The following is a 25,979-nucleotide window of genomic DNA, read 5'->3' on the forward strand; positions in this document are numbered from 1 at the left end:
TTGCCAACGCTCCGCGTTGCCGCCCTCCTCCGCCTTGCGATCGCACGCACCAGACCCCGCTCCCTGATCCAGCCTGATCCAAACGAAAGACCCTAGCGGCGCCGCCGTCACGGGCCCGGAGCGCGGGCCCGTGACGGGCGCTCCTGTTATGGACCCGTAGCCGGGCTGGTTGTCGTCCCCGCCGCTCGGCACGGTAGCGTCGGACCTGCCATGGACCTTGCCTTCATTCCCAGTCCGTCGCGCGGTGTGGTCGATCTCGGCCCCATTCCGTTGCGCGGCTACGCGTTCTGCATCATCATCGGCGTCTTCGTGGCCGTCTGGCTCGGCAACAAGCGGTGGGTCGCCCGCGGAGGCCAGTCCGGCACCGTGGCCGACATCGCCGTGTGGGCCGTGCCCTTCGGCCTCGTCGGCGGTCGGCTCTACCACGTGATCACGGACTACCAGCTGTACTTCAGCGACGGCCGTGACTGGGTGGACGCCTTCAAGATCTGGGAGGGCGGCCTCGGCATCTGGGGCGCGATCGCGCTCGGCGCGGTCGGCGCGTGGATCGGCTGTCGCCGGCGCGGCATTCCGCTGCCGGCCTGGGCCGACGCGCTGGCCCCCGGCATCGCGCTCGCCCAGGCGATCGGCCGCTGGGGCAACTGGTTCAACCAGGAGCTGTACGGCAAGCCCACGGACCTGCCGTGGGCCCTGAAGATCACTTCGGCGGAGGACGGCCGGGTCCCCGGCACGTACCACCCCACGTTCCTGTACGAGTCGCTGTGGTGCATCGGCGTCGCCCTGCTCGTCATCTGGGCCGACCGCCGCTTCAAGCTCGGGCACGGACGGGCGTTCGCGCTGTACGTCGCCTCGTACTGCGCGGGCCGCGGCTGGATCGAGTACATGCGCGTCGACGACGCCCACCACGTCCTGGGGCTGCGCCTCAACGTGTGGACCGCGATCGTGGTCTTCGTCCTCGCGGTCGTCTACCTGGTGATCTCGGCGAAGACCCGCCCCGGGCGCGAAGAGATCGTCGAACCGGCCGCGATCGCCTCCGGCGAGGTTGACGGCGACGATGCCTCCGCTGAGACCGGCGGCGGAGCGAAGGCCGCGGAAGCCGCGCGGGAGAAGGACGAGCCGGACGCCAAGGCGAAGGCCAACGCGGAGGCCAAGACCGTGGCCAAGGCGGACGAGGCCGGGTCGGCCAAGAAGAGCTGACGGGCACGGGCCGTACGTCGAAGGGGCCGCTGGATCATCCGATCCGGCGGCCCCTTCGCGCGTGGGGGAGCGGCGCTACCCCCGGCGGGACAGCGCCAGGACCCGCCGCGCGCCCTCCACCACCGCCCGGTCCACGAAGCGGCCGTCCGGCAGGGCGAGGGCTCCCTCGTCCGTGGGTGCCGCCTTGGTGATCTCCTCCGCGCGCTCGATCTCCTCGGCGGTGGGCAGATAGGCCCGTTCGATCACGGGGAGCTGGCGGGGGTGGATCGCCGCGCGGCCCAGGAAGCCGAGCGCGCGGCCCCGGGCGCAGGACGCGGCGAGCCCTTCGAGGTCGCGGACGTCCGGGTGGACCGACTGGGCGGGCGGGGCGAGACCGGCCGCACGGGCCGCGACCACCACCCGTGAGCGCGCCCAGTCCAGGCCCGCCTCCTCGCGTACGCCGAGGTCGGCGCGGAGGTCCGCCTCGCCGATGGAGAGGCCGTGCAGGGCGGGGTGCGCGGTGGCGATGGCGAAGGCGTGCTCCAGGCCGAGCGCCGACTCGACGAGGGCGTGCAGGGCCGGGGCGCCGCCGTCGGCGGGGGCCGCGTGTTCGGCGACCCGGATGACGTCGGCGCGCGAGGTGACCTTGGGCAGCCGCAGCCCCGCGAGGCCGGGGAGCGCGGCGATCGCGTGCAGGTCGGCCTGGGCGAGCGGGGTGTCCAGGGCGTTCACGCGGACGTGCACGGGCACCGGCTGGGGCCGCGCGAGGAGTTCGGCGGTGGCCGACCTGGCGTACTCCTTGCGGTCGGGGGCGACCGCGTCCTCCAGGTCGACGATCACCGCGTCGGCGCCCGCGAGGAGCGCCTTGGCCACCACGCCGGGCCGGTCCCCGGGAACGTACAGCCAGGTCAGGGGGTGCGGGGCGGTCACAGGGCGCCCTCCTTGCGCAGGGTGGTGATCTCCCGTTCCGTCAGGCCGAGTTCGGTGAGGACCGCGTCGGTGTCCGCGCCGTGCGGGCGGCCCGCCCAGGTGATCGCGCCGGGGGTCTCGGAGAGGCGGAAGAGGACGTTCTGCATGCGCAGGGTGCCGAGTTCCGGGTCGTCGACCGTGGTGAGGGTGTCCAGGGCCGCGTACTGGGGGTCCGTCATGACGTCGCGTACGTCCTGGATCGGGGCGACCGCCGCTTCGGCCTTCTCGAAGGCGTCGATCACCTCGGCGCGGGTGCGCCGGGCGATCCAGGAGCCCACGGCCTCGTCGAGGACGTCCGCGTGCCGTGCGCGGTCGGCGCCCGAGGCGAACCACGGCTCGGCGATCAGCTCGGGGCGGCCCACCAGCCGCATGACGCGTTCCGCGATCGACTGGGCCGAGGTGGAGACGGCGACCCAGGTGCCGTCCGCCGTGCGGTAGGTGTTGCGGGGCGCGTTGTTGGCGGAGCGGTTGCCGGTGCGGGCCTGTACGTGGCCCAACTGGTCGTACCAGAGCGGCTGGGGGCCGAGGACGGTGAGGATCGGCTCGATGATCGCCATGTCGACGACCTGGCCGCGGCCCGTGCGGTCGCGGGCCGCGAGCGCCGTCATCACCGCGTACGCCGTCGCGAGGCCCGCGATCGAGTCGGCGAGGCCGAACGGCGGGAGCGTCGGCGGGCCTTCGAGTTCGCCGGTGATCGCGGCGAAACCGCTCATCGCCTCGGCGAGCGTGCCGAAGCCGGGGCGGCGCGCGTACGGGCCGAACTGGCCGAAGCCGGTGACGCGGGCAAGGACGACCCGGGGGTTGGCCGCGCTCAGCTCGGGCCAGCCGAGGTCCCATTTCTCCAGGGTGCCGGGGCGGAAGTTCTCGACGACCACGTCGGCGGTGGCGGCCAGGCGCAGCAGCGTGTCGCGGCCGCCGGGCGTCGACAGGTCGAGCGTCATCGTGCGTTTGTTGCGGCCGAGCAGCTTCCACCACAGGCCGACGCCGTCCTTGGCGGGGCCGTGGCCGCGCGAGGGGTCGGGCCGGGTGGGGTGCTCGACCTTGATGACCTCCGCGCCGAAGTCGCCGAGCATGGTGGCGGCGAGCGGGCCCGCGAAGAGGGTGGCCAGATCGAGGACGCGCAGGCCGGTCAGCGGGGGCGTCATGAGGCGCGGTCCGCTGCGCCGTCGATCTCGGTGCGGTACGGCATGGAGGCCGATGCGCCGGTCCGCTGGACGGAGAGCGCGGCCGCCGAGGAGGCCCAACCAAGCGCGTCCGTCACGGAGTTGCCCTCGGCGAGCGCCACGGCGAGGGTGCCCGCGAAGGTGTCGCCCGCGCCCGTCGTGTCGACGGCGGTGACCCGGCGCGCGGGCACCATGACGGGCTCGGCGCCCCGGGCCGCGTACAGACTGCCGCGCGAGCCCAGCGTGATCACGACCTCGGGGACCTGGGAGAGCAGCGCTCCGGCCGCCGCCCGGGGGTCGTCGGCGATGCCGGTGAGCGCTGCGGCCTCGTGCTCGTTGGGCAGCAACAGGTCGATGGCCGCGAGGAGTTCGGGCGGCAGGGGTCTGGCGGGTGCCGGGGTGAGGACCGTGCGTACGCCGTGTCTGCGGGCGGCCTGCGCGGCGGCGAGCACGGCTTCGACGGGGACCTCCAGCTGGAGCAGGAGCGTGTCGGCGGAGGCGATCAGGCCCTCGTCGCCGGGGGCGAGCGCGGTCAGGGTGCCGTTGGCGCCGGGGATGACGACGATCGAGTTGCCGCCGTCGTCGTCGACCACGATGTGCGCGGTGCCGGTCGCCGCCTCGACGGTGCGCAGCAGGTCGGTGTCGACGCCGGAGTGCTCAAGAGCGGCGCGCAGCTGGGCGCCGTAGGCGTCGGTGCCGACGGCGCCGATCATCGAGACGGTGGCGCCCGCGCGGGCCGCGGCGACGGCCTGGTTGGCGCCCTTGCCGCCGGGGACCGTACGGAACTCGCGTCCCGTCACGGTCTCCCCGCGCTGCGGGGCCTTCGCGACGTACGCGACGAGGTCCATGTTGGCGCTGCCGAGGACGGCGATGTGGGGCGTGGGGGTCATGAGCGGTGTGCCTCCCGGGCGGTGAGTTCTGCGAGCGTGTCGAAGCCGATGCCGTCGAAGTCGCCGACGGACGTGGCCAGTCGGTTCTTGAGCGGGGTCGTCCACTGGTCGGGGACACGGTCCGCGCTGCCGGCCAGCAGGCCCGCGACGGACCCCGCGGTCGCGCCGTTGGAGTCGGTGTCCCAGCCGCCGGAGACCGCGCGGGTGATGGATCCGGTGAAGTCGCCGTCGGCGTGGGTGAGTGCGGCGGCGAGCAGGGCGGCGTTGGGGATGACGTGCACCCAGTGGTGGCCGGCGTGCGCGGCGTGCAGCCGGTCGACCACGCGGTCGAAGTCCCTTTCGCCTTCGGCCAGTTGGATGCCGTGCCGGACGGCGCGGGCGAGCCGTGAGTCCGGCGGTACGACGTCGAGTCCGACCCGCAGGCAGTGGTGCACGTCGCCGCGTCCGCCCGCCGCCTCGGCGATCGTCGCCGCCGCGAACTCCGCGCCGTGCACGCCGTTCGCCGTGTGGGTCAACGTCGCGTCGCGGCGGGCCTGTTCGGCCGCCGCGCGTGGGGCGCCGGGGTTGGTCCAGCCGTGCACGTCGGCGCGGATCAGGGCGCCGATCCACTCGCGGAAGGGGTTGCGGTGGGTGGCCGTGTGCGGGGGTTCGATGCCGTCGAGGAGGTTGCGGTAGGCGATGCGTTCGGCGGTGAAGGTGCGGCCCGCGGGGAGCTCGTCCAGCCAGAGTCGCGCCACGTCCGTGGTGGTGAAGGTCTTTCCGTGGCGCTGGAGGAGGACGAGGTTGAGGAGGGGGTAGTTGAGGTCGTCGTCCTCGGGCATGCCGTCGATGTTCTCGGCGAGGGAGGTTCTCGCGGAGCGTTTGTTCCAGGGATACGCCTCCCTCAGCGCGGGTGGGACGCCTTCTTCCGTGAACCATGTGCTCAAGGGCCAGTTACCGGTGGCCTTCGCGAGTTGGCGGATGCCGGGCAGGTCGAGTTTCTCGACCGGCTTGCCGAGGAGGCAGCCCGCGGCTCTGCCGAGCCAGGCGGCGTGTAGGCGTGGGAGTAGGCCGTTCGTGGTGGGTGCCTCGGTGATCGGTACTCGGTACCGGGGGTTGTGCCCACCCTTCCCCAAGCTCTCGGCTTCGCTCGAGCAGGGGAGACCCCACTCGCCGTGCGGAACGCCTGCCCACAACGGCGTAGACAGCTCGTCCAGGAGTTGTTCCGCCAAGGCGCGGAGGTGGGCCGGGGCCGGTGTCGGGGTCGCGCCCGCACGGGGTGGGGCCTCGTGGCCGCCTGCTGCCAGCCAGCGGGAGCGGAAGGCGGAGACGTCGCGGCCCTCCAGTTCCGCCTGGTGGAGTTCGTGGCCGATCAGGTCCTCCGGCTGGACCCAGGTCAGGCGGATCATGGCGTGGCCGTGAGGGACGCGAAGGCGGACTCGTGGGTGCGTCGGTGGCGTACGTCGCGGGTGAAGATCTCCTGCGCCACCTCCGTGAGGACCCGCGCCGGGGCGTGCAGGTCCAGGCGGCTCGCCTCGGCCACCGTCTTGGACCAGTCGCGGGGGATCGCCGACTCGCCGCGCAGCGCGCCCACGATCGCGCCGCTCATCGTCGCGATGGAGTCGCAGTCCCTGCCGTAGTTGACGGAGCCGAGGACCGTGCGGCGGTAGTCCGCCTCGCCGACCAGGAGCATGCCGAGGGCGACGGGGAGTTCCTCGATGGCGTGCAGCCGCGAGGGGCGGCGGGCGCCGAGGGAGGGGGCGCGGTAGTCGGGACCCACCGTGTCGAAGGGGGCGACGGCGGCCCGCAGCGGGGCGAGCGCCGTCTCGAAGTCCCGGTGTTCGCGGGCCACTTGGGCCACCGCATCGATCGCAGCGCGCGTCCCGTCCTTGGCGAGGTCGAGACAGGTCCCGAGCACCGAATCCGGGGTCGCGCCGGGTGCGCAGGCCGCCGCGACCGCCGCCGCGAAGACGCCGGCGGCCTCGCGGCCGTACGACGACTGGTGGGCGCCCGCGACGTCGAGCGCCTCGGCGTAGGCGGCCGCCGGGTTCGCCGCGTTGACCAGGCCGACCGGCGCCATGTACATCGCCGCACCGCAGTTGACGATGTTGCCGGTGCCCGCCTCGCGCGGGTCGACGTGACCGTAGTGGAGGCGGGCGGCGAGCCACTTCTCGGCGAGGAAGATCCGCTGGAGGGGGATCGCCTCCGCCTCCAGTTCGGGGATCCAGCGGGGCGTCGTCATCAGGTCGGGGACCAGGTGGTCGGCGACCGCGTACGCGTCGAGGTGATCGCGGACGGTCCCGTAGACGCGGACGAGCGCGTGCGTCATCAAGGTGTCGTCGGTGACGTGCCCGTCGCCCTTGTGGTACGGCGCGATGGGCCTGGCGGTGCGCCACAGGTCGCCGTTCCAGGGGCCGACGACGCCCACGATGCGGCCGCCGTGCCGCTCGGCGATCTGCTCGGGGGCGTACCCCTCGACGGGACCGCCGAGCGCGTCGCCGACCGCCGCTCCGACGAGGCTGCCGGTGATGCGGTCCGCCAGATCCGGGGTGCCGGGCTCCGAAGTGCCGGGTTCTGAAGTGCCGGGCTCCGAGATGCTATGTGTGGGCGTCATGTCGGAATTGTCCACCTGGAGTGGCCAGTTCCGTGGGTTCCGCGCGGCTCAACTGCCCGGCGAGTTCCACCAGGTCGGTGCCCGCGAGGTGGGGGAGCGCGCAGCCGGACAGGGTGCGGCAGGCCTCCCGCCAGCTCTCGGGGAGCGCGACGGCCGTGCCGAGCGCGCCGGTCAGTGCCCCGGCGAGGGCGGGCGCGGAGTCGGCGACGCGGGACAGACAGGCGGCGGCGGGCACCGCCTCGCGGATCCGGCCGCGCGCCGCGGTCGTCAGGGCGAGTGCGACGGGGACGGTCTCGGCGGCGGCGATGCCGTAGCTGTAGACGTGGTCGACGATCTGATGTTCGAGGAGCGGTACGAGGGCGAAGGCGCCGCCGTCGTCCTGGGGCGCCTCGGCGCGGGCGAGCTTCACGGCGTGCCGCGCGTTGCGGCCGATCTCCGTGTGTTCGGGGAGCTGTTCGAGCGCGGCGTCCACCGTCGCCTCGACGTCGGCGCCGCCGAGCGCGGCCGCGATCGCCGCGGCCATCGCGCGGGCGCCGTGCACCCCGTCGCCGTCCTGGGTGTAGCGGGCGTCGAACTCCGCGAGCGCGGCGGCCCGTTCGGGGTGGCCGGGGTGGACGAGGGCCAGCACACAGGCGCGTACGCAGGCGGCGTCGTCGAAGTAGTGCGGGTTGTCGTGGCCGGTGGCGGGCGGGCGCAGGCCCGCGGCGAGATTGCCGAGGCCCGCGCGTACGGAGATGCGGGCGCGCAGCGGAAGCACCGCGGATTCGACCTCGGGAGCGCGGGCCGCCGCCGCGGCGACCTCGGCGGCGAGGGTGTTCCAGGCGAGGTCCAGGGTCGCGCGCGTGCGGCGGTCCGGGCTCAGTTCGTCGCCGAGGGTGCCGTCCGCTGCGCGGAGCAGGGACTCGGCCGTGAAGGCGGCCCACTCCGCGTCGTCGGACGGGCCCAGGCGCAGCGGCTCGGGTGGCTGGTTCAGGGCGATGGGGACGGGGAGCGTGGTCGTGGCGTTCTGCTCCGCGAAGGTGTCGAGTTCGCGGGTCAGTCTGCGGGTCCACTCGGGCATGCGGGCGGCTCTGTGCCTGGCGGCCGGCCAACCGGCGGCGTCGCCTGCGGCCAGGCCCAGTAGGAGGCCCTCTGTCTGCGACGCCTTGGTGCCCCCTTGAGCGGTGCTCGGTACCGGGGCCTGTGCCCACCCGCGCCGCCCCGCGGCACGATTGCCCACAGGAGTCATCTCGCCGCCCTCCCTTCGTCCGCGTCCGGTGTCAGCAACTCCGCGATGTCCAGTACGTGGTGGCCCCGCATCGAGGGGAGGCAGCTGCCCCTGGCCGGGCCGATCTCGGCCGACCAGGGCGGGGGGATCGCCGAGGCGCCGCACGTGGCGCCCGCCAGCGCGCCCGCCACCGCCGCCGTCGTGTCCGCGTCGCGGCCCATGTTGACCGCGGTCAGGACGGCCGTGGCGAAGTCGCCGCGGGCCACCGCGTACGCCCCGAAGGCGAGGCCCACCGCCTCGGGGGCGAGGTCGGTCCAGGGGTAGCCGCCGATCACCACCGCGGAGCGGACCGCGCGTTCGCCCCGTCCGGCGACCGCCACCGCGCGGCGCAGCGAACGCGACGTCCAGCAGTCGTCGGGGATCGCGTCGAGCGCCGCCGCGACCACGGCGTCCACCCGTGCGCCCGCCATGGCCGCAGCGACACCGGCGGCCACCGCCTGGCCGCCGTAGATGCCCTCGCCGTCGTGGCTGACCGAGCCGTCGATCGCGACGAGGCGGGCCGCCTCGTGCGGCCGGCCCGCAGCGAAGACGCCGAAGGGCGCGGCCCGCATCGCGAGCCCGTCGCTCCAGGCGTGCCGGTGCTGGGCGGAGATCGGCGCCGCGAGGCCCCTGCGCAGGTTCTCCAGGGTGCCGCGTTCGCTGAACCCGGCGCCGCGGAACGGGCCCTCGTCCAGGTCCGCGATCCACTGGTGCCAGGCGGTCTCGACGTGCGCGACGGTCAGGGCTGAGCCGTGCCGGGCGAGCAGCAGGCCGGAGAAGATCGCGTACTCGGTGTCGTCCGTGCCGGCCGGGTGTTCGGCGACGTATCCGGTGATGCGGCCCCAGCGGCGGCGGATCTCGGACGGCTTCATGTTCTCGGCGGGTGCGCCGAGCGCGTCGCCGACCGCCAGGCCGAGCAGTGCGCCGCGTGCCCGCTCGCGGAGGTCGTCCGCGTCGCCGGGCTGCGGGACCGAGGGAACGCATGCGGTGGCCGCCATGCCGTGCCTCCCTATGTGCTTCGTCGTGCTTGCCGCGAGTGCCGTGCGTGCCGTGCGTGCCGTCCGTGCCGTGCTTGCCGCGCGTGCCGTGCTGCCGCGGGTGCTTGCTGCATCTCTGCCACGCGGGGTGCTCACACGAGCGCACCTGAGCTCAGATCACTCATTCGCCCGCCGCGAGGTCGCTTCCGCAGGCTTCCTCCAGGGGGTCGCGGGGGCGCTCCGGGCGGCGCGTTTTCGCAGGTAAGTACGGCCTTCCTTGCTGGCGGGAGATTTTTTTCGCGCGTACTTTCGACAGCATCCAAGCACGCAAGAGGGGGCCCACCATGGCGATCATCGAGACCGAAGCGACTCTGCACGAGGCACACCGCGACAACCACACCCACCGGGACGTGAACGGTGGCTGGCTGCGCCCCGCGGTCTTCGGCGCGATGGACGGTCTCGTCTCGAACCTGGCCCTGATGACCGGCGTCGCGGGCGGGTCGGTCTCGCGGGAGACCATCGTCATCACCGGCCTCGTGGGGCTCGCCGCGGGCGCCTTCTCGATGGCCGCGGGCGAGTACACCTCCGTCGCCTCGCAGCGCGAGCTCGTCGAGGCCGAGCTGGACGTCGAGCGCAGGGAGCTGCGCAAGCACCCCGCCGACGAGGAGAAGGAGCTCGCCGAGCTGTACGAGTCCCGCGGCGTCGAGCCCGAGCTGGCCCGCGAGGTCGCCCGGCAGCTGTCCAAGGACCCCGAGCAGGCCCTGGAGATCCACGCCCGCGAGGAGCTCGGCATCGACCCGGGTGACCTGCCCTCGCCGGTCGTCGCCGCGGTCTCGTCCTTCGGCGCGTTCGCGCTGGGCGCGCTGCTTCCGCTGCTGCCCTATCTGCTCGGGGCCACCGTGCTGTGGCCCGCGCTGCTGCTCGCGCTGATCGGGCTCTTCGGCTGTGGCGCCGTGGTGGCCAAGGTGACGGCGAGGTCGTGGTGGTTCAGCGGTCTGCGCCAGCTCGCGCTCGGCGGCGCGGCGGCGGGTGTGACGTACGTCCTGGGCAGTCTGTTCGGTACGGCCGTAGGATGAGGCGACGCGGACTTATGCAAGGGACTGCATAAGTAGCCGTTACTCAGCGGTTTCGATTCCTTGAACACCGGGCATGAGCCGTAAGCGCTGCGGGCAATGAGGCCTGTGTCGCGCCGGGCCTCCGGTCATCGATCTGTCCGCAAAGGTCCCCACTCCGCCGCTCCCCACCTCAGCGGGCGGTGTCCACATGGTGGAATGAGCTATCCGCTTTCCGAGAAGCGTTCCATCATGTAACCTGCACGAAATTTTGCCAGGGCCAACGTCGTCCCTCGCTCATTGCATATGCCACGACGACGACGGGAGTGCCGATGCGTACCCACGCCTGGTCGCCCATGGACGGTCGCCCCGCCCCCCAGGGGATGTACGACCCCCGTAACGAACACGACGCCTGTGGTGTCGGGTTCGTGGCCACCCTCACCGGTGTTGCCAGCCATGAGCTGGTCGAACAGGCGCTGACGGTACTGCGCAACCTCGAGCACCGCGGCGCCACCGGGTCCGAGCCGGACTCCGGCGACGGCGCGGGCATCCTGCTCCAGGTGCCGGACGCCTTCCTGCGCGAGGTGGCCGGATTCCAGCTCCCCGAGGCCGGCGCCTACGCCGTCGGCATCGCCTTCCTGCCGGTCGACACCGCGGGCACCACCGATGCCGCCGTCTCGCAGATCGAGACGATCGCTTCCGAGGAGGGCCTGACCGTCCTCGGCTGGCGCGACGTCCCCGTCGCCCCCGAGCTGCTCGGTGCCACGGCCCGCTCGACGATGCCCGTGTTCCGGCAGATCTTCGTCGCCGACGGTGACACCCAGGGTCTTGAGCTGGACCGCAAGGCGTTCGTACTGCGCAAGCGCGCCGAGCGCGAGGCGGCGACGTACTTCCCCTCGCTCTCCGCCCGCACGATCGTCTACAAGGGCATGCTGACCACGGGACAGCTGGAGCCCTTCTTCCCCGACCTCTCCGACCGCCGTTTCGCCACGGCCGTCGCCCTGGTCCACTCGCGCTTCTCGACGAACACGTTCCCGAGCTGGCCGCTCGCGCACCCGTACCGCTTCGTCGCCCACAACGGTGAGATCAACACCGTCAAGGGCAACCGCAACTGGATGCGTGCCCGTGAGTCGCAGCTCGCCTCGGGTCTCTTCGGAGATGAGCGGCTCGACCGGATCTTCCCGATCTGCACGCCCGACGCCTCCGACTCCGCGTCCTTCGACGAGGTGCTCGAACTCCTGCACCTCGGTGGACGTTCGCTGCCGCACAGCGTGCTGATGATGATCCCGGAGGCCTGGGAGAACCACGCCTCCATGGACCCGGCCCGACGCGCCTTCTACCAGTACCACTCCGCGATGATGGAGCCCTGGGACGGCCCGGCGTGCGTCACCTTCACCGACGGTACGCAGGTGGGCGCCGTTCTCGACCGCAACGGCCTGCGCCCGGGACGCTACTGGGTCACCGACGACGGCCTCGTCGTCCTCGGCTCCGAGGTCGGCGTCCTGGACATCGACCCCGCGAAGGTCGTCCGCAAGGGCCGGCTGCAGCCCGGCCGCATGTTCCTCGTCGACACCGCCGAGCACCGCATCGTCGAGGACGACGAGATCAAGGCCGCCCTCGCCGCCGAGAACCCGTACCAGGAGTGGCTGGAAGCCGGCGAGATCGAGCTCTCCGACCTGCCCGAGCGCGAGCACATCGTGCACACGCACGCCTCCGTCACGCGCCGCCAGCAGACCTTCGGCTACACCGAGGAAGAGCTGCGCGTCATCCTCGCGCCGATGGCCAGGACCGGCGGCGAGCCGCTCGGTTCCATGGGCACGGACACCCCGATCGCCGCCCTCTCCGAGCGCCCGCGGCTGATCTTCGACTACTTCACTCAGCTGTTCGCGCAGGTCACCAACCCGCCGCTGGACGCCATCCGCGAGGAGCTCGTCACCTCGCTGCACAGCTCGCTCGGCCCGCAGGGCAACCTGCTCGACCCGACCGCCGCGTCCTGTCGCAGCGTCACGCTGCCCTTCCCGGTGATCGACAACGACGAGCTGGCCAAGCTCATCCACATCAACGCCGACGGCGACATGCCCGGCATGAAGGCCGCGACGCTCTCCGGCCTCTACCGCGTCGGCGGCGGTGGCGACGCGCTCGCCGCCCGCATCGACGAGATCTGCTCCGAGACCGACGCCGCCATAGAGGCGGGCGCCCGCCTCATCGTGCTCTCCGACCGGCACTCCGACGCCGAGCACGCGCCGATCCCCTCGCTGCTGCTCACCGCGGCCGTCCACCACCACCTCATCCGTACGAAGCAGCGCAGCGAGGTGGGCCTGCTCGTCGAGGCGGGCGACGTGCGCGAGGTCCACCACGTGGCCCTCCTCATCGGCTACGGCGCCGCCGCCGTCAACCCCTACCTCGCGATGGAGTCCGTCGAGGACCTGGTCCGCGCGGGCACCTTCCTCCAGGCCGAGGACGGCGGGGCCGAGCAGGCCATCCGCAACCTGATCTACGCCCTCGGCAAGGGCGTCCTGAAGGTCATGTCCAAGATGGGCATCTCCACGGTCGCCTCCTACCGCGGCGCCCAGGTCTTCGAGGCCGTCGGCCTCGACGCGTCCTTCGTGGAGCGGTACTTCAGCGGCACGACCACGAAGATCGGCGGCGCCGGTCTCGACGTCATCGCCAAGGAGGTCGCCGCCCGGCACGCCAAGGCGTACCCGGCGTCCGGCATCCCCTCGGCGCACCGCGCCCTGGAGATCGGCGGCGAGTACCAGTGGCGCCGCGAGGGCGAGCCGCACCTGTTCGACCCGGACACGGTCTTCCGCCTCCAGCACTCCACGCGCAGCCGCCGCTACGACATCTTCAAGCAGTACACGGGCCGCGTGAACGAGCAGTCCGAGCGCCTGATGACGCTGCGCGGCCTGTTCGGCTTCAAGTCGGCCGACCGCAAGCCGATCTCGATCGACGAGGTCGAGCCGGTCTCCGAGATCGTCAAGCGCTTCTCCACCGGCGCCATGTCGTACGGCTCGATCTCCCGCGAGGCGCACGAGACGCTCGCCATCGCCATGAACCAGCTGGGCGGCAAGTCCAACACCGGTGAGGGCGGCGAGGACGCGGAGCGTCTGTACGACCCGGCCCGGCGCTCCTCCATCAAGCAGGTCGCCTCCGGCCGCTTCGGCGTCACCAGCGAGTACCTCGTCAACGCCGACGACATCCAGATCAAGATGGCGCAGGGCGCCAAGCCCGGCGAGGGCGGCCAGCTGCCCGGCCACAAGGTGTACCCGTGGGTCGCCAAGACGCGGCACTCGACGCCCGGCGTCGGCCTCATCTCGCCGCCGCCGCACCACGACATCTACTCCATCGAGGATCTGGCCCAGCTGATCCACGACCTGAAGAACGCGAACCCGCAGGCGCGGATCCACGTGAAGCTGGTCTCCGAGGTCGGTGTCGGCACGGTCGCCGCGGGTGTCTCCAAGGCGCACGCGGACGTGGTGCTCGTCTCCGGCCACGACGGCGGCACCGGCGCGTCCCCGCTGACGAGCCTCAAGCACGCGGGCGGCCCCTGGGAGCTCGGCCTCGCCGAGACCCAGCAGACCCTGCTGCTCAACGGCCTGCGCGACCGCATCGTGGTGCAGACCGACGGCCAGCTGAAGACCGGCCGCGACGTCATCATCGCCGCGCTGCTCGGAGCCGAGGAGTTCGGCTTCGCCACCGCGCCGCTCGTCGTCTCCGGCTGCGTCATGATGCGCGTCTGCCACCTGGACACCTGCCCGGTCGGCATCGCCACGCAGAACCCGGCGCTGCGCGACCGGTTCTCCGGCAAGCCCGAATTCATCGTCAACTTCTTCGAGTTCATCGCCGAAGAGGTCCGCGAGATCCTCGCCGAGCTGGGCTTCCGCACCATCGAGGAGGCCGTCGGCCACGCCGAGCTGCTCGACACGGAGAAGGCCGTCTCGCACTGGAAGGCGCAGGGCCTGGACCTGGCTCCGCTGTTCCACGTGCCTTCGCTGCCCGCGGGCGCCGTCCGGCACCAGATCACCGTCCAGGACCACGGCCTGGAGAAGGCGCTCGACAACGAGCTGATCAAGCTCGCCGCCGACGCCCTCGCCGCCTCCAGCGCCACGGAGGCGCACCCGGTGCGCGCCCAGGTCGCCATCCGCAACATCAACCGCACGGTCGGCACCATGCTCGGCCACGAGGTGACGAAGAAGTTCGGCGGCGCGGGCCTGCCCGACGACACCATCGACATCACCTTCACCGGCTCCGCGGGCCAGTCCTTCGGCGCGTTCGTGCCGCGCGGTGTGACGCTGCGCCTGGAGGGCGACGCCAACGACTACGTGGGCAAGGGCCTTTCGGGCGGCCGCATCGTGGTCCGTCCCGACCGGGGCGCCGACCACCTCGCCGAGTACTCGACGATCGCGGGCAACACCATCGCCTACGGCGCGACCGGCGGCGAGCTGTTCCTGCGCGGCCGCACCGGCGAGCGCTTCTGCGTCCGCAACTCCGGCGCGACCGTCGTCTCCGAGGGCGTGGGCGACCACGGCTGCGAGTACATGACCGGCGGCCACGCGGTGGTCCTCGGCGAGACGGGCCGCAACTTCGCGGCCGGCATGTCGGGCGGCATCGCGTACGTGATCGACCTCGACCGCGACAACGTCAACGCCGGGAACCAGGCGGCCGTCGAGGCCCTCGACGAGAGCGACAAGCAGTGGCTGCACGACGCCGTGCGCCGCCACCAGGAGGAGACGGGCTCGACCGTCGCCGGGAAGCTGCTCGCCGAGTGGGCCGTCGCCGTGGACCGCTTCAGCAAGATCATCCCCAGCACGTACAAGGCAGTGCTCGCCGCCAAGGACGCCGCCGAGCGAGCCGGTCTCTCCGAGACCGAGATCACCGAGAAGATGATGGAGGCGGCGACCAATGGCTGATCCCAAGGGCTTTCTGAATCACGGCCGCGAGGTCGCGCAGACCCGCCCGGTCGGCGAGCGCGTCCAGGACTGGAACGAGGTCTACGTTCCAGGATCGCTCCTCCCGATCATCTCCAAGCAGGCCTCGCGCTGCATGGACTGCGGCATCCCGTTCTGCCACAACGGCTGTCCGCTGGGGAACCTGATCCCCGAGTGGAACGACTACGCCTACCGCGAGGACTGGCAGGCCGCGCAGGAGCGGCTGCACGCCACCAACAACTTCCCGGAGTTCACGGGGCGGCTCTGCCCGGCCCCGTGCGAGGCGGCGTGCGTGCTCGGCATCAACCAGCCGGCCGTCACCATCAAGAACGTCGAAGTCTCCATCATCGACAAGGCCTGGGACACCGGCGACGTCGCCCCGCAGGCGCCCGAGCGGCTCTCCGGCAAGACCGTCGCCGTCATCGGCTCGGGCCCCGCGGGCCTGGCCGCGGCCCAGCAGCTGACCCGGGCGGGCCACACGGTGGCCGTCTACGAGCGCGCCGACCGCATCGGCGGCCTGCTGCGCTACGGCATCCCCGAGTTCAAGATGGAGAAGCGGCACATCAACCGCCGCATCGAGCAGATGCGCGCGGAGGGCACCAAGTTCCGTACGGGCGTGGAGATCGGCCGCGACATCGACGCCGCCAAGCTGCGCAAGCGCTACGACGCCGTGGTCATCGCCGCGGGCTCGACCATCTCCCGCGACCTGCCGGTGCCCGGCCGCGAGCTGACCGGCATCCACTTCGCCATGGAGTACCTGCCGCTCGCCAACAAGGTGCAGGAGGGCGACTTCGTGGCGCCCCCCATCACCGCCGAGGGCAAGCACGTCGTCGTCATCGGCGGCGGCGACACGGGCGCGGACTGCGTGGGCACCGCCCACCGCCAGGGCGCGGCCTCCGTGACGCAGCTGGAGATCATGCCGAAGCCGGGCGACGAGCGGGCCGCCGGCCAGCCCTGGCCGACCTTCCCGATGCTCTACAAGGTGACCTCCGCGCACGAGGAGGGCGGCGAGCGGGTCTACTCCGTCTCGACCACGCACTTCGAGGGCGACGAGGACGGCAACGTCCAGTTCCTGCACCTGGTCGAGGTGGAGTTCGTCGACGGCAAGCTGACCCAGAAGCCGGGCACCGAGCGCAAGATCCCCGCCCAGCTGGTCACGCTCGCGATGGGCTTCACCGGCACCGACCGCGAGAACGGTCTGGTGGACCAGTTCGCCCTGGAGCTCGACGAGCGCGGCAACGTGGCGCGCGACGCCGAATTCCAGACGAACGTCCCCGGCGTCTTCGTGGCCGGCGACGCGGGCCGCGGCCAGTCGCTCATCGTCTGGGCGATCGCCGAGGGCCGCTCGGCGGCGCGCGGCGTGGACAGTTTCCTCACCGGTGCGAGTGATCTTCCGGCCCCGATCCGTCCGACGGACCGTGCCCTGACGGTCTAGCCCGTACGGTTCCTCCCGTACGGTCTTCCTCCGTACGACCCCTCATTCGTCCCGCACAACGGTGTGCGGAACTGACGCGGCGCCCGCTTTGTCCCCGACCGGACGGAGGCGGGCGTCGTCGCGTTTCGGCCCGTTCCCGCCGGTGCGCGCCGGACCCGCGCACCCCGCCCACGTGACGTACGCGTTGCGTGGTGCGCAATGGCATGAGCGCATGTTGCGTCACCCGCAACCCTCATTACGGTTCGGCCGCTTATCCCAATGGGTCTAGACCGCCTCGGTCAGCTGTGACCACAATCGCTCCCACCTAACGGAACCTGGAGGGGGCCGGCATGAATCGACGTGTCATCGCCGCTGGTTGTATCGCCATGAGTCTCGGACTGACCGCCACGGCGTGCGGTGGGGATGACGGCGACTCGGGTGACAAGGCCACGGACGGCAAGGGCAAGACCCTCACCGTATGGATCATGGAGGGGACCAACCCCGACGCGCGGCCGTTCTTCGCGGAGGCCGGGAAGGCCTTCGAGAAGAAGACCGGCGCCAAGATCCACGTCGAGTACCAGCAGTGGGCCACGGCGCAGAAGAAGTTCACCACCGCCATCGAGGGCGGCGAGGACCAGGTGCCCGACGTGGCCGAGGTCGGCACGACCTGGGTGCCGCAGTTCGCGGAGACCGGCGCCCTCGTCGACGTCACCGACGACGTCAAGAAGTCGGGCCTGAACGACGACCTCGTCCCGGGCCTCAAGGACGCGGGCACGCTCGACGGCAAGCAGTACGGCATGCCGTGGTACGCGGGCGTCCGCTCCATCGTCTACCGCAAGGACATCTTCGAGAAGCACGGCCTGAAGGCCCCGACCACGTGGAAGGAGCTGGAGGCGACCGCCAAGACGCTCAAGGAGAAGGAGCCGAAGATGGTCTCCTTCCCGGTGGCGGGCGGCGCCGAGATGTTCGCGGCCCCCTTCATCTGGGGCGCGGGCGGTGAACTCGCCACCGAGTCCGGCGGCAAGTGGAAGTCCGGCCTCAACTCGCCGGAGGCCATCAAGGGCATCGAGTACTACACGGGCCTCGCCACCAAGGACAAGGTCTCTCCCGCCAAGGTCAACACCTGGACGGAGAAGGAGGTCGGCGACGCCTGGAACAAGGGCGAGATCGCGATGTCGGTCGGCGGCAACTGGACCCCGAAGGCCATCGTCGACGCCAACAAGGACCTCAAGGGCAAGCTCGGCGCCGTCCCGATCCCCGGCGAGAACGGCGGCATGAGCAAGTCCTTCCTCGGCGGCTCCTACCTGTCCACCTTCAACACGGACAAGAAGGACCTCGCCTGGGAGTTCGTGAAGATGCTGACCACCGGCGAGTTCGCCGCCAAGTGGGCCGAGCAGACGAACTACTTCCCCGGTCAGAACTCCGAGCTGAAGAAGATCGAGGCGAAGAAGGACCCGCTGGTCGAGCCGTTCGCCAAGCAGATGCTGGAGGCCGGCGCGACCGTCCCCAAGACCAAGGCGTACGGCGAGATCCAGGCCTCCAAGGTCATCCCCGGCATGGTCCAGTCGATCCTCACCGGCAAGTCCTCCGTCAAGGACGCGGCGGACAAGGCGGCCAAGGACATGGACGCGATCTTCGCCAAGGACAAGTAGCCGGGGGCGAGTTCGGCACGTGAAGGACACTGTGAACCCCACTGTGAAAGACACGGCACCGTGAAAGAGACGCTCGTCGACGGCGGGCCGGAAGCTCCGGCCCGCCGCGGCCCCCTGAAGTCCGACGGCGGAGCCGAAGCGGCCCGCCGCCGCAAGAAGCTCCTCACCGTCACCCGCCCCTGGCTCCTGCTCGCACCGTCCCTGCTGGTCCTCGCGGGCCTGCTGCTCTGGCCGCTGATCCAGGTCGGCAAGCTCTCGATGCAGGACTACGAGGTGAAGTTCGGCGGCGGCGTGGGGACGTTCACCGGCCTCGACCACTACACCGATCTGCTCTCCAGCAGCCTGCTGTGGAAGACGGTCCTGCCCAACACCGTCTTCTTCGCCATCGCCTGCGTCGGCCTGACCGTCGCGCTCGGCACGCTCGTCGCCCTGCTCCTCAACCGCCTCGGCCACTTCTGGCGGCTGATCTGCTCGATCGCGATCCTCGCCGCCTGGGCGATGCCCGCGGTCACCGGCACCTACGTCTGGATCTGGCTCTTCCAGCCGCAGGACGGCATGGTCAGCCAGATCGCCGGATCGCTCGGCCTGATCGACCCGGAGACCACCAACTGGTTCACCGAGCGCGGGCCGTTCTACGCGATCGCGACGCTGAACGTGATCCATCACGGCTTCCCGTTCGTCGCCATCACCGTCCTCGCGGGGCTCATGACGATCCCCAAGGAGCTGTACGAGGCGGGGGAGTTGGACGGCGCCAACGCCTGGCAGCGGTTCTGGAACATCACGGTGCCGACGATCAAGCCCGTCTTCCTCGTGGTGACCATCCTCTCCACCATCTGGGACTTCAAGGTCTTCACCCAGATCTATCTGCAACCCGGCGGCGACGGCTCCAACGAGGACGTCTACAACCTCGGCGTCTTCTCCTACATCCAGGCCTTCGCCAAGAACGACTACGGCACGGGCGCCGCGGCCGCGGTGCTGCTCACCGTGCTGCTCCTGCTCATCACCGTCGTCTACATCCGCACGCTGTTCCGCCAGGGGGAGGAGGACCTGTGAGTACACGCCGCACCACACTCGCCTCGCGCGTCGGCCTGCCGGTCGCGGTCGCCGCGCTCCTGGTCTTCACGCTCTTCCCCGTCTACTGGATGATCTCCACGGCGCTCGACCCGAAGGCGTCGCTGCGCGGCTCGGACGTGCTGCCGAGCGGCATCAGCTTCGAGCACTTCACGTATGTATTCCAGAAGGGCAACTTCGGTACCTACCTGCTGAATTCGGCGCTCGTGGGTCTCGCCACGATCGTCGCCGCGGGCGTGCTCTCGCTCTTCGCCGCCATCGCGGTGGCGCGCTTCAAGTTCCGCTTCCGCACCTCCGTACTGATCATGATCCTGATCGTGCAGATGGTGCCGCTCGAAGCCCTCGTCATCCCGCTCTTCATCCAGATGCGGGACTACGACATGCTCAACTCCCTGCTGGGCCTGAGCATCGTCTACATCGCGCTCTCGCTGCCCTTCGCGATCTGGACGCTGCGCGGCTTCGTCGCCACCATCCCCAAGGAGATCGAGGAGGCCGCGTACATCGACGGGGCTTCCTGGTTCCGGATGTTCTGGTCGGTGCTGCTCCCGCTGGTCGCGCCGGGCCTGGTGGCCACGTCGATCTTCGCGTTCATCACGGCGTGGAACGAGTTCGTCTTCGCGTACACGTTCATGAAGGGCAGCGACAAGTACACGGCCGCCGTGGGCATCTACCAGTTCTTCGGTGAGAACTCGACGGCCTGGGGACCGGTCATGGCCAGCTCCACGCTGGTCACGGTGCCGGTGATGATCTTCTTCGTGGTCATCCACCGCAAGCTCGGCTCCGGCCTCGCGGCGGGTGCCGTCAAGGGCTGAGCCCGCTGTGCCTTACCTCCACGGGGAGGCGTTCGGGGCCGGTCACGGCACCTTGAACGTCTCCCCGTACACCTGCCAGGTCAGCGGCGTGCGCAGGTCCAGGTTGCCGTCGTAGAGGAACCGGCGCTGGGCCGTGTCCACACGCGTGGTGTCGCGGTGCGCCTTCTCCTGCTTCATCGCCTTGCGGCGGATGTCCAGGAAGATGTCGAGGTAGGCCTTCTCCTTGCCGCCCTGGGAGGGCGTGTCCGCCTCCTTCAGGGCCGCCTCGCGCAGGCCGTAGAAGCCGCGCGGGCCGGTGCCGGGGCCGTGCAGGACCATCGCGTCGTAGTAGATGAACTGGCCCAGCGTGCCCAGTCCGTCGAGCTTGGCCAGGCGCACCGCGGGGTCGAAGTAGACGCGGTCGCGCGCGCTGTTCTGGGCCTCGCGGAAGGCGGGCTCGCGGGCCTCCGCCCGCCACGCCTTGGTGAATCCGGGGTCGAGCCCCTTGTGCGATGCGCTGCCGTCGACCTCGCGCAGGGCGGGCAGATAGCGGGCCAGGCCGTTGTCCGGGTGGGCCTTGGTGTAGCGCTCGACCAGGGTCAGCAGGTCGTGGGTGCCGGTGCAGAAGCCGATGATGCCCGCGGTGTAGCCGTGGCCGTCGTCGATGTCCTCGACGTAGCCGTACTGGCCGCGCCAGTCGAGCGTCGAATTCTCCGCGCTCGCCACCAGCTGCTGGGCGAGCTCCTTCTTCGCGGGTGCGGCGAGGCCCGGCGGCAGGTCCGCGATCAGCTCGTCGTCGGCCTTGCGCTCGGCCGCCGACTTCCCCTCGTCGTACGGGTGCTGGGTGCCACGGGCCGCCCCGCCGTTCGCGGCCTCGCCCGCGTCCGATTCCCCGCCCATGAGGTAGGCGGCCACGGTGGCGACCGGGGCGACGGCGACGAGGAGGAGCAGGCCGGCACGTTTCATTCGGACAAGATTACGGGCGCCCGCGCGGTAGCGCGCCTTCCGGAACGCGCTCTATTGACTAAAAGTCAATTCGGCGTCAGTCTCGGGTCCTCACCCAGCCCGGACGGCGCCCTGGGAGGCCGTATGAGCACCGAAGCAGGGGAACAGAAGGAGCGGCTGAGCGCGGAGCTGCGCGACGAACCGGCCGACTCCTTCGGGCAGTTGACGCCGCAGCAGCTGGCGACGCTGACCGACGCGCTCGCCCGGCAGCGCGAGAGCAGGGCCGCCGGGCTCAACGAGGCGGCCGAGGAGGCACTGAAGCTGGTGCCCGCGCTGGCCCGCGGACCCGTCCGCCGGATCCTCTTCCGATAGCCGAGGGGAGCGAGGAGCGAACCATGAACAGCGCCCCCATCACCCACAGCGCGGACGGCACGGGCGGTCCGGACGGCTCCGGGAGCGGAGACGGTCGAGGCAGCGGGGACGAGCTGCGCGCCAGGGCCGAGATCCTGAAGATCGCCCGCCTCCTGGACGTCGAGCCGGACACGCTCGCGTTCCTGCGGACCCTGCCCGTCGACGACGTACGCCGCTTCCGCGAACAGAGCGTGGCGGCCCTGTTCGACCGGGCCCCCGAGATGCTCGACCGCATCGCCGCCGCCACCAAGCTGGTGCCGGCCGGGGTCGCGGCCGCCATCTCGCAGAAGGCGCTCGGCCCGCGCCTCGCCGCAGCCGTCGCGGGACGCCTGGAGCCGGCCCGCGCCGCCGACATCATCGAGAAGCTGCCGGTGGCGTTCACCGCCGAGTCGTGCGGACACCTCGACCCACGCCGGATCGAGGGCATCGTCGGCCGGCTCGACGAGAACCTCGTCGTACGCATCGCGGTGGCCCTCGCCGAACGGGGCGACCATCTGACGATGGGCCGCTTCGTCGGCCATCTGCCGGACTCCGCGCTGCGCCGCATCCTGCCGCAGGTCGACGACGCGGCCGTCCTCAGGACCGGGTTCGCCATCGACGTGCCCGAACGCCTCGGCCAGATCATCGAGTTGATGGGTCCGGAGCGGCTCGCCTCGGTGATCGCGTCGGCGGCGGGCGAGGGCCTGTGGCCCGAGGCGCTCGCCGTGGCCAGCATGGTGACCGGCGAACAGCGCGGCCGCATCGCCTCGCTCGCCGCGGCCCAGCCGCAGGACCGGCTCGACTCCCTGGTGACGACGGTGGCCGCGCAGAACCTCTGGGAGTCGCTGCTCCCGCTGGTCGCGCTGCTCACCGAGGACGAGCGCAGGGCGGTCGCCGCGCTGCCGTCGCTGCGGGGCGGGGACGTCCTCGGCGGGGTCGTGCGGGCGGTGGTGGCGACGGGCCTGTGGGCGGAGTTCCTGCCCCTGGTCGAGGCGCTCCCCGCGGACTCCCGCAAGACCGTCGCCGACACGGCGGGCGCGTTGCCTGCGGCCGCCCTGGACGCGATGGCCCTTGAGGTCGACAAGCGGGACCTGTGGGAACTGGTCATGCCGCTGGTCGAGCTGATGGACGACGAGGCCAAGACCAGGATCTTCGAACTGCCCGCGTTCCAGGAGCAGGCGGGTCAGCCGGGCCCGTAGGGGCGCGCGGAACCGCGCGAGCAACCACGAAGGAGCCGCAGTCGCGTGTGCCGGGATCCCGGCAGACGCGACCGCGGCTCTTCGCGCGCTGAGCGCGCGGTTCCCCGCGCCCCTACCGGGGCTCACCCACATGGCGCACGCAGGATCGATGCGGCAGGCCCGTACGGGGGACATGCGGCATCCCGAAGGCACGCACGGGGCAGTGCGCAGGCGGATCCATCAGCTCCCGCAACGGAAAAGGACTTCATGCGCCTCCGCACCACCTTCGCCGCCGCCCTCGGCGCGCTCGCCCTGGTCGTCACCCTGCCGACCTCGGCGACCGCCGCCACCGGCGACTTCTCCTACAAGTACGTCGGTCTCAACGGCACGCCGCAGTCGGTCACCCTGCACGACCCGGAGAGCCCCGGCTGCGTCACGCTCGCCGAGGTCGCCGACCCGGACGCCTCCGAGCCCGCGTTCGCCCCGCACAACGACACCGACACCTGGGTGATGGTGTTCACCGAGCCGGAGTGCAACGGCGACTCCTGGACGCTCCGACCGCACGGACACCCCGCCACGGACCGCCTCAAGCTGCGCTCGGTGTACTTCACCGACCGCCACTGAGCCGACAGGCGGCTCACCCCGTCGTCGAACCGCCGTCCACGGTGAACTCCGCCCCGGTGACGTACGACGACGCGTCCGACGCCAGGAACAGCACCAGCTCGCCGACCTCCTCCGGGCGGCCCATCCTGCCCAGCGGCAGATGCGACCAGTCCCGCCCGGCGGAGGCCGCGGCGACCATCGGGGTGTCGATCGCCCCGGGATGAACGGAGTTGACCCGGACCCGGTACTTCGCCAGGTCGAGCGCCGCGGACCGGGTCAGCCCCCGCAGCCCGAACTTCGAAGAGCCGTACGCCGCGTGGCCCGGAATGCCGACCAGGCCGGCCGTCGACGAGACGTTGACGATCGAGCCGCCGCCCGCCTCCTTCAGCGCGGGCAGCACCGCCTGGACGCCGAGGAAGGGGCCGAGCAGATTGACCCGGAGCAGGGCCTCGAAGTTCTCGTACGTCTCGTCCTCGACGGACGCCGTGCGCCACAGCGCGGCGTTGTTCACCAGGACGTCGAGCCGTCCGAACGTCCCGACGGCCGCGGCCACGGCCGACGCCCAGCTGTCGGCGTCCGTGACGTCGTGGCGGACGAAGAGCCCCTGCTCCCCGAGGGAACCGGCGACCTCGCGGCCCTCCTCCTCGCGCACATCGGTGAGCACGACCCGCGCCCCCGCGGCCGCGAACAGCCGTGCCTCCACGGCTCCTTGGCCGCGCCCGGCGCCGGTGATCAGCACCGTCCTGCCCGCCAGGCCGTACGAGATCTCCCGGGAGTCCATGCCGAGTCTCCTGTCCGCCGTATGACTGAACGGCATATCTCTAGCAGTCAGGTGCGAGAGAGAGAAGGGACAGGAAGGGACAGGAAGGGGCAGGAAGGGGCGGCGACAGGTGAGCGGGTCAGGCGCTGCGGAACGCGCCGGGGGTGATGCCGTAGACGCGGTGGAACCAGCGGCCGAAGTGGGCCTGGTCGGCGAAGCCCGCATCGGCCGCCGCGTCGGCGGGCGTGCTGCCGGTGCGCAGCAGCGCGCGGGCGCGGCGCAGCCTGAGCTGGCGCTGGTACTCGCTGGGGGCGAGCCCGTAGGTGGCGCGGAAGGCGCGGTACAGGGCGAACCTGCTGCACCCCGCCGCCTCGGCGAGCCGCTCGGCGGAGACCGGCTCCCGGTACGTCTCGTCCAGCAGCGCGCGGGCCCGGCGCGCGGCCTGGCCACGGGCGTGGTCGGTCGGCGTCAGCTCCCGCGCGGCGGGGAGCGCGGACGCCGCGCCGCGCCGGGTCAGCGCGGTGACGGCGGCGACGAGCCGCTCGTCGCGGACCAGCGGGTCGGCGCCACCGGCCAGCGCGGCGTGCAGCGCGGCGAGCGCGGAGGTGAGCACGGGGTCGGTGAGCACCGGCTGAACGAACAGCGGCAGCGCGGCCGAGCGCCCCTGGGTCGCGTCGGCGACGACCTCCCGCACCACGGAAGGGCCGATGTGCACGATCCGGTACTGGTACCCCACCTCGGCGGCGGCCTGCCCGTCGTGCGCCTCGTCCGGATTGAGGGCCATCACCATCCCGGCGCCGCTGGTGTGGCTCGCGCCCCGGCAGCGGAAGCGCTGGGCGCCCGCGTCGGTGATGCCGAAGGAGTACGTGTCGTGGCTGTGCGGCGGATACACGTGATCCAGGAAGTGCGCGTGCATGGCTTCGAGCGGACGAGCGGCGTCCCGCCAGTAGCGCACCCAGGTGTCGGGGGACTCGGGCGTGGCCATGAACGCCAGTATGGCCCGCTGCCCAGAGGGAGCGCACCAGCGTTCAATACGTGGTCCTGTGCGGGGCGCGAGAGTGGGCTGCATGTCCACGAAGAAGGGTCTGAGCAGCCCGTATCTCCTGCTCACGATCACGATGGTGCTGTGGGGAAGTGCCTTCTCCAGCTCCAAGTCGGTGGTCGAGCACGTCCCGCACTCGGTGGCCGCGCTGCTGCGCTTCGGCGGGGCCGCGCTCGCGCTCCTGACGGCCGTCGCCGTGTTCGGCGGCCGCGCCGGTCGCGGTGACCGCGGTGATCACAGTGATCGCGGTGACCGCCGTGACCGCCGTGATCGCGGTGATCGCGGTGATCGCGGTGGCCGTCCCGCCAGGCCCACGCGCCGGGCCGTCGGAGTCGCGGCGCTCGCCGGTGTCCTCGGTGTCTTCGCCTACAACAGCGCGTTCTTCTGGGGACTCTCCCTCGCGCCGTCCCTGGACGCGGGGATCCTCATCCCGGTCATGAGCCCGGTGCTCACCAGCTTCTTCCTGGTGGTCACGGGCCGCGAACGGGCGTCCGGCGCACGGCTCGCCGGACTCGGCCTCGGGCTCGCCGGAGCCCTGGTCTTCTTCCTCGGCGCGGGCGGCAGCGCGGCCGGCGGCGCCTCGCGACTCGCCGGTGACGCCCTGTTCCTGCTCAGCGCGGTGTGCTGGGCGGCGTACACCCTGGCGGGCCCCCGGGTGCTCGCGGGCGTCGACCCGCTGCGCGCCACCACGTACGCCACGTGCGCGGGCGCCCTGCTCCTCGCCGCGGTCGCCGTGCCCGACCTCGGCGACGTGCCGTGGGGCGAACTGCCCCCCGGCGTCTGGCTCAATGTCTGCTACCTGGCGCTCGGCGCCGCCGCCGTCGCCAACCTCCTCTACTACCGGGGAGTGGCCGCCGTCGGTCCCGCGTCGGCGTCGCTGATGATGTTCACCGTCCCGGTCGTCAACACCGTCTGCGGGACGCTGTTCCTCGGGGAGTCCTTCGGATCCGTACAGGCGATCGGCGCGCTCGTCCTGCTGGCGGGCGCTGTGCTCGCCGCGACCCAGGGGTGGCTGCCGTGGCGGACCGGCGCACGGGAACGGCCGTCCGCGGCGGCCCCGCGCCCGCGCGGGACGCGTACCCTCGGCCGCTGACGGACCGGCGCCGGAGCGATCAGGCGCCGGGGAACGACGAGGAACG

The 25,979-nt window shown here is 71.7% G+C and carries 21 protein-coding genes; 11 read left to right on the forward strand and 10 right to left on the reverse strand.

All coding sequences use genetic code 11. From position 1 onward, the window contains the following. The first annotated feature begins 210 nt into the window (after positions 1 to 210). Complete coding sequence (gene lgt / locus ACIO9J_RS33080) at positions 211 to 1,197, forward strand: prolipoprotein diacylglyceryl transferase (protein WP_402007717.1); 987 nt, start codon at positions 211 to 213, stop codon at positions 1,195 to 1,197. Positions 1,198 to 1,272: 75 nt separating this feature from the next. Here lgt and ACIO9J_RS33085 read toward each other — a convergent pair whose 3' ends face one another. The 7 genes from ACIO9J_RS33085 to ACIO9J_RS33115 are packed head-to-tail and all read right to left on the reverse strand — an operon-like array spanning position 1,273 to position 9,035. Then, positions 1,273 to 2,106 (reverse strand): HpcH/HpaI aldolase/citrate lyase family protein, encoded by an 834-nt coding sequence (locus tag ACIO9J_RS33085; protein WP_402007719.1) that lies wholly within the window; start codon positions 2,104 to 2,106, stop codon positions 1,273 to 1,275. Further along, positions 2,103 to 3,290: a CaiB/BaiF CoA transferase family protein gene (locus tag ACIO9J_RS33090; protein WP_402007721.1), complete on the reverse strand. Its 1,188-nt coding sequence runs from the start codon at positions 3,288 to 3,290 to the stop codon at positions 2,103 to 2,105. Before ACIO9J_RS33090 ends, ACIO9J_RS33085 begins: the two co-directional genes overlap by 4 nt. Beyond that, on the reverse strand, positions 3,287 to 4,198 hold the full coding sequence (rbsK, locus tag ACIO9J_RS33095) for a ribokinase (protein WP_402007723.1): 912 nt from the start codon (positions 4,196 to 4,198) through the stop codon (positions 3,287 to 3,289). The genes ACIO9J_RS33090 and rbsK overlap by 4 nt, the downstream gene beginning before the upstream one ends. After that, entirely contained in the window at positions 4,195 to 5,586 is a 1,392-nt protein-coding gene (locus ACIO9J_RS33100; protein ID WP_402007725.1) for an ADP-ribosylglycohydrolase family protein, read from the reverse strand. Before ACIO9J_RS33100 ends, rbsK begins: the two co-directional genes overlap by 4 nt. Further along, positions 5,583 to 6,791, reverse strand: coding sequence for an ADP-ribosylglycohydrolase family protein (locus tag ACIO9J_RS33105; protein WP_402007727.1), 1,209 nt, complete (start codon positions 6,789 to 6,791; stop codon positions 5,583 to 5,585). The genes ACIO9J_RS33100 and ACIO9J_RS33105 overlap by 4 nt, the downstream gene beginning before the upstream one ends. Beyond that, positions 6,775 to 8,019: an ADP-ribosylglycohydrolase family protein gene (locus ACIO9J_RS33110; RefSeq protein WP_402007729.1), complete on the reverse strand. Its 1,245-nt coding sequence runs from the start codon at positions 8,017 to 8,019 to the stop codon at positions 6,775 to 6,777. Before ACIO9J_RS33110 ends, ACIO9J_RS33105 begins: the two co-directional genes overlap by 17 nt. Next, positions 8,016 to 9,035 carry an ADP-ribosylglycohydrolase family protein gene (locus ACIO9J_RS33115; protein WP_402007731.1) on the reverse strand — a complete coding sequence of 340 codons (1,020 nt, stop codon included), beginning with the start codon at positions 9,033 to 9,035 and terminating at the stop codon, positions 8,016 to 8,018. Before ACIO9J_RS33115 ends, ACIO9J_RS33110 begins: the two co-directional genes overlap by 4 nt. Positions 9,036 to 9,358: 323 nt before the next feature. Between ACIO9J_RS33115 and ACIO9J_RS33120 the strand changes: the two genes are divergently transcribed. The 6 genes from ACIO9J_RS33120 (at position 9,359) to ACIO9J_RS33145 (ending at position 19,943) form a co-directional block, all read left to right on the forward strand. Then, positions 9,359 to 10,090, forward strand: a complete 732-nt coding sequence (locus ACIO9J_RS33120) for a VIT1/CCC1 transporter family protein (protein ID WP_402007733.1) — start codon at positions 9,359 to 9,361, stop codon at positions 10,088 to 10,090. A 308-nt stretch (positions 10,091 to 10,398) separates the two neighbouring features. Next, a complete protein-coding gene (gene gltB, locus ACIO9J_RS33125; RefSeq protein ID WP_402007735.1) occupies positions 10,399 to 14,976 on the forward strand; it encodes a glutamate synthase large subunit in 4,578 nt (1,525 codons plus the stop codon). Then, positions 14,969 to 16,429 (forward strand): glutamate synthase subunit beta, encoded by a 1,461-nt coding sequence (locus ACIO9J_RS33130; RefSeq protein WP_402007737.1) that lies wholly within the window; start codon positions 14,969 to 14,971, stop codon positions 16,427 to 16,429. Before gltB ends, ACIO9J_RS33130 begins: the two co-directional genes overlap by 8 nt. Positions 16,430 to 16,758: 329 nt before the next feature. Beyond that, positions 16,759 to 18,060, forward strand: coding sequence for a sugar ABC transporter substrate-binding protein (locus ACIO9J_RS33135; RefSeq protein WP_402007739.1), 1,302 nt, complete (start codon positions 16,759 to 16,761; stop codon positions 18,058 to 18,060). 60 nt (positions 18,061 to 18,120) lie between these two features. After that, positions 18,121 to 19,113, forward strand: coding sequence for a carbohydrate ABC transporter permease (locus tag ACIO9J_RS33140; protein WP_402007741.1), 993 nt, complete (start codon positions 18,121 to 18,123; stop codon positions 19,111 to 19,113). Next, the gene (locus ACIO9J_RS33145; RefSeq protein ID WP_402007743.1) at positions 19,110 to 19,943 is read left to right on the forward strand and encodes a carbohydrate ABC transporter permease; all 834 of its coding nucleotides are present in this window, start codon (positions 19,110 to 19,112) and stop codon (positions 19,941 to 19,943) included. Before ACIO9J_RS33140 ends, ACIO9J_RS33145 begins: the two co-directional genes overlap by 4 nt. Before the next feature lie 42 nt (positions 19,944 to 19,985). Here ACIO9J_RS33145 and ACIO9J_RS33150 read toward each other — a convergent pair whose 3' ends face one another. Continuing rightward, positions 19,986 to 20,888 (reverse strand): chitosanase, encoded by a 903-nt coding sequence (locus ACIO9J_RS33150; RefSeq protein WP_402007745.1) that lies wholly within the window; start codon positions 20,886 to 20,888, stop codon positions 19,986 to 19,988. 123 nt (positions 20,889 to 21,011) lie between these two features. Between ACIO9J_RS33150 and ACIO9J_RS33155 the strand changes: the two genes are divergently transcribed. The 3 genes from ACIO9J_RS33155 to ACIO9J_RS33165 all read left to right on the forward strand — a co-directional run bounded on the left by ACIO9J_RS33155 (position 21,012) and on the right by ACIO9J_RS33165 (position 23,059). After that, a complete protein-coding gene (locus tag ACIO9J_RS33155) occupies positions 21,012 to 21,239 on the forward strand; it encodes a hypothetical protein (protein WP_402007747.1) in 228 nt (75 codons plus the stop codon). 23 nt (positions 21,240 to 21,262) lie between these two features. After that, entirely contained in the window at positions 21,263 to 22,456 is a 1,194-nt protein-coding gene (locus ACIO9J_RS33160) for a hypothetical protein (RefSeq protein WP_402007749.1), read from the forward strand. A 246-nt stretch (positions 22,457 to 22,702) separates the two neighbouring features. Beyond that, positions 22,703 to 23,059, forward strand: a complete 357-nt coding sequence (locus ACIO9J_RS33165) for a hypothetical protein (protein WP_402007751.1) — start codon at positions 22,703 to 22,705, stop codon at positions 23,057 to 23,059. A gap of 13 nt (positions 23,060 to 23,072) precedes the next feature. On the opposite strand, the gene ACIO9J_RS33170 is transcribed toward ACIO9J_RS33165, so the two are convergent. Continuing rightward, positions 23,073 to 23,819, reverse strand: coding sequence for an SDR family NAD(P)-dependent oxidoreductase (locus ACIO9J_RS33170; RefSeq protein ID WP_402007753.1), 747 nt, complete (start codon positions 23,817 to 23,819; stop codon positions 23,073 to 23,075). A gap of 118 nt (positions 23,820 to 23,937) precedes the next feature. Continuing rightward, complete coding sequence (locus tag ACIO9J_RS33175; protein ID WP_402007755.1) at positions 23,938 to 24,783, reverse strand: AraC family ligand binding domain-containing protein; 846 nt, start codon at positions 24,781 to 24,783, stop codon at positions 23,938 to 23,940. Positions 24,784 to 24,865: 82 nt separating this feature from the next. Here ACIO9J_RS33175 and ACIO9J_RS33180 point away from each other — a divergent pair, with 82 nt between their 5' ends. Next, on the forward strand, positions 24,866 to 25,933 hold the full coding sequence (locus tag ACIO9J_RS33180; RefSeq protein WP_402007757.1) for a DMT family transporter: 1,068 nt from the start codon (positions 24,866 to 24,868) through the stop codon (positions 25,931 to 25,933). Positions 25,934 to 25,979: the final 46 nt, after the last annotated feature.

It is taken from the genome of Streptomyces sp. NPDC087300 (assembly GCF_044744425.1).
Lineage (GTDB): Bacteria > Actinomycetota > Actinomycetes > Streptomycetales > Streptomycetaceae > Streptomyces.